General features: G+C 67.0%; 7 protein-coding genes, 1 tRNA gene and 1 other RNA gene. 3 read left to right on the top strand and 6 right to left on the bottom strand.

What is annotated here, in order from left to right:
• Positions 1–257: 257 nt before the first annotated feature.
• The 5 genes from recR to ffs form a co-directional block, all read right to left on the bottom strand.
• Positions 258–884: a recombination mediator RecR gene (gene recR, locus HMPREF2791_RS11310; RefSeq protein ID WP_070845387.1), complete on the bottom strand. Its 627-nt coding sequence runs from the start codon at positions 882–884 to the stop codon at positions 258–260.
• A gap of 63 nt (positions 885–947) precedes the next feature.
• The gene (locus HMPREF2791_RS11305) at positions 948–1,322 is read right to left on the bottom strand and encodes a YbaB/EbfC family nucleoid-associated protein (RefSeq protein WP_070475125.1); all 375 of its coding nucleotides are present in this window, start codon (positions 1,320–1,322) and stop codon (positions 948–950) included.
• A gap of 40 nt (positions 1,323–1,362) precedes the next feature.
• The gene (locus HMPREF2791_RS11300; RefSeq protein WP_070845385.1) at positions 1,363–3,507 is read right to left on the bottom strand and encodes a DNA polymerase III subunit gamma and tau; all 2,145 of its coding nucleotides are present in this window, start codon (positions 3,505–3,507) and stop codon (positions 1,363–1,365) included.
• Between the two features lie 10 nt (positions 3,508–3,517).
• Positions 3,518–4,798 carry an aspartate aminotransferase type Ic gene (locus HMPREF2791_RS11295; RefSeq protein ID WP_070845384.1) on the bottom strand — a complete coding sequence of 427 codons (1,281 nt, stop codon included), beginning with the start codon at positions 4,796–4,798 and terminating at the stop codon, positions 3,518–3,520.
• Positions 4,799–4,819: 21 nt separating this feature from the next.
• An RNA gene (gene ffs, locus HMPREF2791_RS11290) (signal recognition particle sRNA small type) lies at positions 4,820–4,915 on the bottom strand.
• Positions 4,916–5,037: 122 nt separating this feature from the next.
• On the opposite strand from ffs, the gene HMPREF2791_RS11285 reads away from it, so the two are divergent.
• The 3 genes from HMPREF2791_RS11285 to HMPREF2791_RS11275 all read left to right on the top strand — a co-directional run bounded on the left by HMPREF2791_RS11285 (position 5,038) and on the right by HMPREF2791_RS11275 (position 7,600).
• A tRNA-Ser gene (locus HMPREF2791_RS11285) sits at positions 5,038–5,123 on the top strand.
• Positions 5,124–5,313: 190 nt separating this feature from the next.
• Positions 5,314–5,817 carry a ferritin gene (locus tag HMPREF2791_RS11280; protein WP_181889678.1) on the top strand — a complete coding sequence of 168 codons (504 nt, stop codon included), beginning with the start codon at positions 5,314–5,316 and terminating at the stop codon, positions 5,815–5,817.
• Positions 5,818–5,908: 91 nt separating this feature from the next.
• Positions 5,909–7,600, top strand: a complete 1,692-nt coding sequence (locus HMPREF2791_RS11275; protein WP_371336041.1) for an alkaline phosphatase D family protein — start codon at positions 5,909–5,911, stop codon at positions 7,598–7,600.
• Positions 7,601–7,669: 69 nt separating this feature from the next.
• Here HMPREF2791_RS11275 and HMPREF2791_RS12115 read toward each other — a convergent pair.
• The coding region (locus HMPREF2791_RS12115) for a YPDG domain-containing protein (protein ID WP_210400191.1) at positions 7,670–9,415 on the bottom strand (1,746 nt) is incomplete at its 5' end.

The following is a 9,415-nucleotide window of genomic DNA, read 5'->3' as shown; positions in this document are numbered from 1 at the left end:
GTACACCTTCTGCATCCCGTCCCACGCGCGCGCCCGATCCGGCGCCATCCCAGCCGAAAGCGCAACCGACAGGTCGAAGTGCCGCAGCGTCTCCATGGATGCTGCGGCCATCGCCTGAATAAACGCGTCGAACGGGTTCATGCCACGAACACTAAACAGCACACAACCCTGCACAACCCCCGAACCGAAATCTGTGGATAACTCACCACACCAGCCCCAAAGTTGTCCACAGCCGCCCCCACCCTGGAACCGCGGCGCTACAACCGCAGTCTGCCGGTCAGTGCGCGGGAAAGCGTGAGCTCGTCGACAAACTCCAAGTCCCCGCCCAACGGCATACCGGACGCCAAACGCGAAATGGTCAGGTCCGGAAAGTCCTTCAAAAGCCGCACCAGGTACGACGCGGTCGCCTCGCCCTCGGTGTCGGGGTCGGTGGCCAGGATGACCTCGGACACCGCCGGCGCCTCGGCGCCCTCCAGGTCCGGCAGCACCCCGCCGATGCGCTGCAACAGCGGCGCGATCGCCAGGTCCTTCGGCCCGACGTTCGCCAGCGGGTCCAGCGCGCCCCCGAGCACGTGGTAGCGGCCGGAGTATTCGCCGGTGCGCTCGATGACCTGGATGTCTTTCGCGTCTTCCACCACGCACACGAGCGCCTTGTCGCGCCCGGAGTCGGCGCAGATGCGGCACACGTCCTCGCGCGAGACGTTGTTGCAGATGCGGCAGAACGTCACCCCGTCGCGCACGGCGGCCAACGCGGCGCGCAGCCTATCGACGTCCTCCGGTTCCTCCTTCAACAGGTGAAATGCAATCCGTTGCGCGGATTTCGGTCCGACGCCGGGGAGGCGCGATAGCTCGTCGATAAGGTCCTGCAGTGGTCCTTCGAACACGGCGTCCTTTCACATAAGAAAACGCGCCCGACCGCGCAAAGGGCCGGACGCGTAGAGCGGGAGTTAGATGATGCCGCCGAACGGGATCTCGCCCGGGCCTGCCTGCGGCGCGCCACCCTGCGGTGCGCCGCCGCCCATCGCGCCGCCGGTCAGCGGGGCGATCTTCTCTTCAGCGAGCTTGCCAGCCTGGTTGTGGGCGTCGCGGTACGCGGCGAGGATGAGGTCCTGCAGCGACTCGATGTCGTCGGCATCGACGGCCTCCGGCTTGATTTTGATGTCGGTGATCTCGGCGCCGCCGGTCATGGTGACGGTGACGAGTTCGCCGCCGGCGGTGCCGGTGACCTCAGTCTGCAGAAGTTCCATCTGCGCCTGCTGGAGGGCGGCCTGCACCTCGGCGGCCTGGCGGATGAGTTCCTGCATATCTTGCGGCTGGGTCATGGTTTATCCCCTTTCGTTCGCTAATAGTTCTCGCGCCAGTCTACAACGGCTTCGCGCCGAGCTCGGCGGCGAGCAGGTCCATCGCCACTTCGGTGGCGTCGCGGCGGTCGGCGGTGCCGGCTTCGTCGCGCGCCTGGTCGGCCATGTCGCGTTCTTCGTCTTCGCGGGTGTATTCGGGCACATTGCCTATCGACGCCTCCGGCTCCCCCTCGTCATAGTCATACGGCTCCTGCGGCGGCGGAATCTCCTCGCGTTCGCGCTTGGCCCGCTCGGCGGCTTTTTGGCTGGCGGCCAGGGCCGCGCTGCGCCAGTCGTCCTCGCGCTTGGCGGGCATCGGTTGGGCGGGGGCTTGTTGCTGCGGGGCTGGCGGCGGCGTGGGGTGCTCCGCCGCGGGCCCGCCGATCTGGGCGGGCGCGTCCCAGCCGCTGGCCGGGGCGGGGGCGGGGTCGTCGGAATCGGCGCTGTCGGAGCTCGAGCTGTCCTCACTGCCGGTTTCCGCGCCCGGGTTCCACACCTCGCGCTTGGCGGGGCGGCGCAGGTTCGCGGTGGACGGGTCGGTGCCGATGACGCAACGGACCTGGATTTTCGCCCCGAGCTTCTCCGAGAGCACGGTGGCGATGTCGGTGTTGTTCTTCTCTGCGTTGATGCGCTCGGCGAGCGCGCCGGTGTGGTGGCCAACCACGAGGACGTCGCCGTCGAAGCCGAGGGGTTTCGCCTCGGTGAGCATGATCTCGGCGACTTTGTTGCGCTCGCCGACGGACTGGCGCAGCCGTGTCCAGTCCTTCTCGATGCGCTCAAACAGCTCGTCAGTGTCCGGCGCAGGGGCTTTAGCGGTCTCCTGCTGGGGTTCAGGCTTGAGCTCCGGCTTGGGTTCTGCCGGCTGTGCGGGCGGCTGCTCCTGCTGGCGGTTGCGCGAAGCACTCGCCGCGGCGGCAGCTGCGGCGGCCGCTGCGGCCGCACCACCACCCGGTTGGGAAGGGCCGGGTTGTTGTGATGTCTGGGGTTGCTGCGGGGAGGGCGCGGGAGAAGGCGCGGGCTGGGGCACAGCACCAGAACCGGCGGGAGCGGCGGGCGCAGCACCAGAGCCGCCGGGCTGCAACGTGAGCAGGTGGGCGGCCATGATCTCCAACAGCAGGCGGGGCGAAGTCGCCCCGCGCAGGTCCGCGATGCGGTCGTTGACCTCGGACGCCAGCACGGCCAAGTGCTGCGGGGAGAACTGGTGGGCCTCTTGGGTGAGGATGTCGGCGCGGTCCGAAGGCGCGTCGACAAGCCCTTGCCCAAAGGCGTCCGGGACGGTGCGGATCAGCAGCAGGTCGCGCATGCGGTCGAGCAGGTCGAGGGCGAAGCGGCGGGGCTCGTGGCCGGACTCGATGACTTGGTCGATGGTGCGGTACATCGCGGCTGCGTCGCGGTCGGCGAGGGCGTCGACGGCGGCGTCGAGAAGCGTCAGGTCCGTCACGCCGAGCAGCGGCAGCGCTAACTCGTAGGTCAGGCCGTCCTCGCCGGCGCCGGAGAGCATCTGGTCCAGAATCGACAGGGTGTCGCGCGGCGAACCGCCGCCGGCGCGGATGACCAGCGGGTAGACGTTCTCGTCCACGTGGACGCCTTCTTCCTCCACCACGTGCTGCACCAGCTCGCGCATCGCCTGCGGCGCCAGCAGCCTAAACGGGTAGTTGTGGGTGCGCGAGCGGATGGTGCCCAGCATCTTCTCCGGCTCGGTGGTGGCGAAGATGAAAATCAGGTGGGCCGGCGGCTCCTCCACGATCTTCAGCAGGGCGTTGTTGCCCTCTTTGGTGATCATGTGGGCCTCGTCAATGATGAAGACGCGGTAGCGCGACTCCGCCGGCGCGAACAGCGCCCGCTCGCGCAGCTCGCGCATGTCCTCCACGCCGCCGTGGGAGGCGGCGTCAAGCTCCATCACGTCCAGGTTGCCGGACCCGCCCGGCGCGAGCGCGACACAGGATTCGCACACGCCGCAGGGCGTGGACGTGGGCCCCTCGGCGCAGTTGAGCGATCGCGCCAGGATGCGCGCCGAGGACGTCTTTCCGCAGCCGCGCGGACCGGAAAAGAGGTAGGCGTGCGAGATCCGCCCGTTGTCCAGGGCGGTCGAAAGTGGGCGGGTCACCTGCTCCTGGCCGATGACCTCGCCGAACGTTGCGGGGCGGTATTTCCTGTACAGAGCCACGCGGGCAAGTCTAGCCCGCCTGTGCCTCCGCAGCTTCCACGCAGGCGAGCAGCACGCAGGTGGCCACACCGTCCATGGCGGTGCGCACTTCATCCAGCGGCGGCAGCGACGGCGCGAGGCGGATGTTCTGGTCCTTCTCATCCACCCCGTGTGGGAAGGACGCGCCCGCCTTGGTCAGGGTGATGCCGGCGTCTTTGGCCAGCTCCCACACGCGGGTGGCGGAGCCGTCCAGCACGTCAAGGGAGATGAAGTAGCCGCCCTCCGGCTCGGTCCACTGCGCCACACCAAACTCGCCGAGTCGGTCTTCGAGGATCCCGATGACGGCCTCGAACTTCGGCGCCAGCGATGCTGCGTGCTGTTTCATGTGCGTGTGCAACCCTTGGACGTCGCCAAGCAAACGCACGTGTGCGAGCTGGTTGACCTTGTTGGGGCCGATGCCGCGGATGGAGGCGTGGGAGGCGTACCACTCCAAGTTTGCCTTCGAGGAGGCGAAGAACGCCACGCCGGAGCCCGCGAGGGTGATTTTGGAGGTGGACGACATGTACCAGAAGCGGTTCGGGTTGCCGTGCTTTTCCGCGAGCGCGATCACGTCGGGGTTGTCGGTCTGCGCGCCAGTGAGGGTGTGGATGGCGTAGGCGTTGTCCCAGACGATGCGGAAGTCGGGCGCCGCGGTTTCCATCGCGGCAAGCTTCTCGACGACCTCCGGTGCGAACGTCACCCCCGTCGGGTTACCGAAAATCGGCACCGTCCACATGCCCTTGACCTGGGGGTCTTTGACCAACTCCTCGACGGCGTCCATGTCGGGGCCCGTCGGGGTCATGGGCACCTGGATCATCTCGAAGCCGAAGTGCTCGGTGATGGAGAAGTGGCGGTCGTAGCCCGGCACGGGGCAGATCCACTTGACGCGCTCCTCGTCCTTCCAGGGGCGCGGCGAGTCGTTGTTGCCCCAAATGTAGGACCAGGAGATCAGGTCGAACATGATGTTCAGGCTGGAGGAATCGCCCGCGATGAGGTTGTCCGGGTCGATGCCGAGCGCCTCCGCCCACAGCTCGCGGATGTCCGCGATGCCGGTCAGGCCGCCGTAGTTGCGCACGTCCGTGCCCGTGCTGTCGGTGTAGTCGCCCTCCCCCGGCAGGGAGAGCAGAGCGTTGGAAAAGTCGAGCTGCTCGCTCGACGGCTTGCCGCGCGTCAGATCGAGGTTGAGGTTGCGGGCCTTGAGCTCGTCGTACTGCTGGCGGGTGCGCTGCGCCAGCTCGGAGAACTGGGTGGGATCAAGATCCGAAAGAGACATGGGTTACATCGTAGCGCGCAATGAAAAGGGACCCCACGCACCTGCCAGAGCTCGCTGACCCTTGCTGCGTTCCCGCCCTGGGGGAGTTCACAAGATAACACCGCGTGGGATCCTGCCCGATACTGTAGCCATGTTGGCCCCCGATAAACAAGCCACGCGCACGAACGCCGGATGCGCTGCGGTTTTGGCCGTGGGCGCGGGGTGGTCTAATATATCGCAAGACGCTTTCGAGTGTCGCTGGAGGATTCGACTAGCGGCCTATGTCACACGCCTGGAACGCGTGCGGGTTTCACGACCCTCGTGGGTTCAAATCCCACATCCTCCGCAAAATCCGAAACCGGTGCCCTGCGTGGGTGCCGGTTTTCGCATATACGCGTGGGGGAATTGGGGTTAAACGACAGATCTGCCATCAATGCCGTTGCAACACACCCACTCACCGCCATAGGGCTCCTCCTAAAAAATTTTTAGGCAAGGCTTACCTAGCTACAAAATTTCGCGTACGATTGCGCACCATGATCGACCAACAGCTCAAAGACGCCATCAACCAGCAAGTCACCGAAGAGTACGCAGCCGCCTACACCTACCGCCACCTGGCCAACGAGATGGACGCACTGTCCTTCCCGGGCCTGTGCCAGTGGTTCGTCGCCCAAGCAAAGGAGGAGTGCGAGCACGCACTGAAGTTCGCCCAGCACCTCATCGACCGCGGTGAGCGCGTCGTGCCGAAGACCATCGAGATCAACGCGCCGGAGATCAACACGCCGCGCCAGGCATTCGAGGCCGCGCTCGCCCACGAACGGAAGGTCTCCGAGCAGATCCGCACCATCACCCGGCTTGCCGACGAAGTCGGTGACCTCGAGTCCCGCGCCCTGCTCAACTGGTTCCTCAACGAGCAGGTCGAGGAGGAGGCCACCGTCGGTGAGATCCTCGACCAGCTCAACCTCGTCGGCGATGACGGCTCGGGCCTTCTGCGTATCGACGCCCGGCTGGGCAACCGCGACATCGCGACCCCATCCGCGTAAAGGGTAAACAGCGCGAAAATTCGAGCTGAAATCCCCGCAAAATCGCGCCACTCGGGTCGCGGGACTGCCATCCACGGCCCAAGATATGGGCGTGAACTCGCCGCACACAGTCTCCCGCCGCAACTTCCTACGCACCGCCGCTGTGGCAACCTCGGCGGCGGGGGCGGCGGTGGCGGTGCCGAGCGCACAATCGCAGAGCACGCTGCCGACGAAGCCGGTGCCCGTGGAGATGGAGCTAGCACCGCTGCCGTTTGTGCACGGCGTGGCCTCCGGCGACCCGCTGCCGGACGCGGTGGTGATCTGGACGCGCATTACTCCCGACGAGCACGCGATGCCGGGCTCCGGCGGCGGCGCCAACACCCGGGTGCGCTGGCGGGTCGCGCGCGACACGCAGCTTCGCAACGTCGTCGCCGAGGGCGAGACCGAAAGCCGCGTGGAGCGCGACCACACCATCCACGTCGACGTGCCCGGCCTGGAACCGGACACCGTCTACTACTACGCGTTCACCGTGGCCAACGGCCCGCACGAGGGCGCCGCCTCCCCGCTCGGCCGCACCAAAACCGCACCCGCTGGCCACGTGGACCGGCAGCGCTGGGCCGTCGCCTCCTGCGCCAACTGGGAATCCGGCTTCTTCACCGCCTACCAGGACATGGCGGCCCGCGCCTGGGCGGGCGAGCTGGACCTGACCGTCTTCCTCGGCGACTACATCTACGAATACGCCCAGTACGAATACGCCGGCTACGGGCCCGTGCGCCTGCACCAGCCCGCCCACGAAATTGTCGCCCTGGCGGACTACCGCACCCGCTACGGCCGCTACCGCACCGACCCGCACCTGCGCGACGCCCACGCTGCCCTGCCGTGGGTGGTGGTGTGGGACGACCACGAAATCGCCAACAACAATTGGCGTGACGGCGCCGACAACCACAACGCGGACGAGGGCGACTTCCACACCCGCCGCGACGCCGCCATGCGCGCCTACTACGAATGGATGCCGGTGCGCCTGACCGAAACGTCCGACGAGGGCCACATCTACCGCTCCCTGCGTTTCGGCGACCTGGTGGAGCTGACCATCATGGACCTGCGCACCTACCGCGACAAGGAGTTTTGGCGCGGCGGCGCCCGCCAAACCGGCGATGCCCGCACGATGCTCGGCTCCGAGCAGTACGACTGGCTCATCAACACCCTCGAGCGCTCCACCGCGACGTGGAACGCACTGGGCAACTCCGTGATGTTCTCCCCGCTGCACCTCGGCGCGGCGTTCAACCACGCGGCCACGCGGCCCGTGGCGAAGTCGCTCAGTGCGAACATCGTGCCGGCGCAGGCACCGTTGCCCGAGCTCAACGACATGCCGCTCAACGGCGACCAGTGGGACGGCTACGACTTCGAGCGCCGCCGCCTGATCAACGCCCTGGGCCGTTTAGGCAAGCAGCCGATCTTCCTCACCGGCGACATCCACTCCGAGTGGGCGCACACCATCGCCCACGGCGGCGAGGAGATCGGCTGCGAGATCGTCTGCTCCTCCATCACCGCGCCGAACGTGGCGGAGTCGACGAAGATCCGCACCGGCCACCCCATCTTCGGCGCGGCGTGCGGCTACCTGCGCGCCGCGAACCCCAGCCTGCACCACGTGGCGCTGGACACCCACGGCTACACGGTCGTGGACATCACGCCCGAGCAGGTGGACACGCAGTGGCTTCGCGTCCACAACATACTCGATCCGGCCTCGCCCGTCTCCCCCGGCGCGGCCTTGACGTGGCGCAAGGGCGAAGGCTTCGGGCAATAGCCTATCGACGAAAAACCAGCCGCCCCCGTTTGGTCTCACGGGGGCGGCTGGGCGTTCTAGCGCTGGGAGTTACTTCTCCTTAGCCGGCGTGTCCTCTGCCGGCTTCTCCTCCTTGGAGGAACCCTCGCCGTCCTTGTTCGAGGACGAACCCTCGGCGTTAGTGGAGGACGCCGCCCACTCCGGCAGCTCGCCGTCCTTGCACAGCGCGGCCAGGATGCCCAGGCCCGCTGCGAGGCCGGCCAGGGACAGGCCGATTGCGGCGGCCTGGGTGACCTCCGGACCGAACTGCGCCTGGATGCGGCTGGCCTCAGCCTGCAGCTGGGTCACCCACTCCGGCTGCGGACGGCGGTTGGTGTTGCCGCCGATGCCGAACTGCTCAAGCGGGTTCGGGATGTTCATCTGCGCCGACACGTTCGCGGCAGCCTTGCCCAGCTCCTGGCCGAGCGGGCCAGCCAGCGGGGCGCCGATAGCGATGAGCAGGCCGACCGGGACCAGCCACAGCAGCGGGTTGGACTCGGACGACATGTTGGCGAAGCACTTCTGCAGGTTCTCGGAGGAGCCCTGCTCGGTCACGGCCTGCTTGACCTCGACCAGCACCTTGATCTCGCCGTCCTTGCCCGGGAAGACCACCTCGTAGATGCCCGGCTTGGTGCCCTCCGGCACCTCGATGGTGAAGGAGTTGTTGCCGCGCTCGACGATGGTCCAGCCTTCAGGAAGCTTCGGGTCGGTGCCCTTGTCCGCGTCCTTCGGCACGAAGACCACCAGCGGATCCTTCTGGCCCGGGACGTACGGGATGGTGCCCTCGGAGGTCTCGCCGACCTCGACCGGGATCTCCTGGGTCTCCTTGTTGCCGCTCGGGAAAGTGATCTCCACCGGGACCTCGATCTTCGTGCCCGGGGTGGCGTCCTTCGGCGCGGTGATGGTGATGTCGCCGGTCTTCGGATCGACGGTGATCTTCCAGCCGTCCGGAATCTTCCAGCCGTCCGGGATCTTGTAGGTCGGGTCGCCGTTCTTGTCACCGCTGACCTCCGGAGTCAGCTCCTTGGTCCCGCCCGGGATGACGATGACCGTCGGGCCCTTCTTGTCCGGGTTCTCCGGGGTACCCGGCTCATCGTCCTTGCCCGGGGAGGTCTCCCGGTCCTTCACAGTGATCTCGGCCGGGACCGTGTCGGTCTTGCCGCCCGGGTAGGTGACGGTGACGTCGATGGTCTTCTTGTCGCCGTCCTTGGCGGTCTCCGGCACGGTGACGGTGATCTCGCCGGTGTTCGGGTCGATCTCCGGTTTCCAGTCGCCCAGGTCCTGGTCCGGGGTGATCTCGTAGGTGGACTTCGGCGGCACGCCGTCGGTCTTCGGCGGCAGGGTCACCTTGTCGCCCGGGGTCTTCTCCACCGGCGTGTACTCCGGTGCGCCGTGGACGATGACCTTCGCCGGGACGGTGTCGGTCTTGCCGGACTTCGGGTCCTTGACGTCGACGAGGATTTCCTTGACGTCACCCGGCTTCGCGTTCTCCGGGATGGTGACGGTGATGGTGCCGGTCTTCTCGTCAACGACCGGCTTCCAGTCGCCCAGGTCCTGCTTCGGGTTGATGGTGAAGGTGGAGCCGTCGACCACGTCGCCGGTCTGCGGCAGCTCGACCTTCTCGCCCGGCTTGTCGGTGACTTCGCCATAGCCCGGCTCGTTGAGCACGATGACCTTGGCCGGGACCTTTGTGCTGGTGGAGCCGTCCGGGTACTTCACATCCACCAGGATGGTCTTTTCGTCGCCCGGGTTCGCGGACTTCGGGATGGTGACGGTGATCTCGCCGGTGTTCGGGTC

Origin of the sequence: Corynebacterium sp. HMSC034A01 (assembly GCF_001838175.1) — a bacterium.
Taxonomy (GTDB): domain Bacteria; phylum Actinomycetota; class Actinomycetes; order Mycobacteriales; family Mycobacteriaceae; genus Corynebacterium.
The sequence above is the reverse complement of the archived record's forward strand: the minus strand, read 5'-3'. Positions and strand labels throughout refer to the sequence as shown.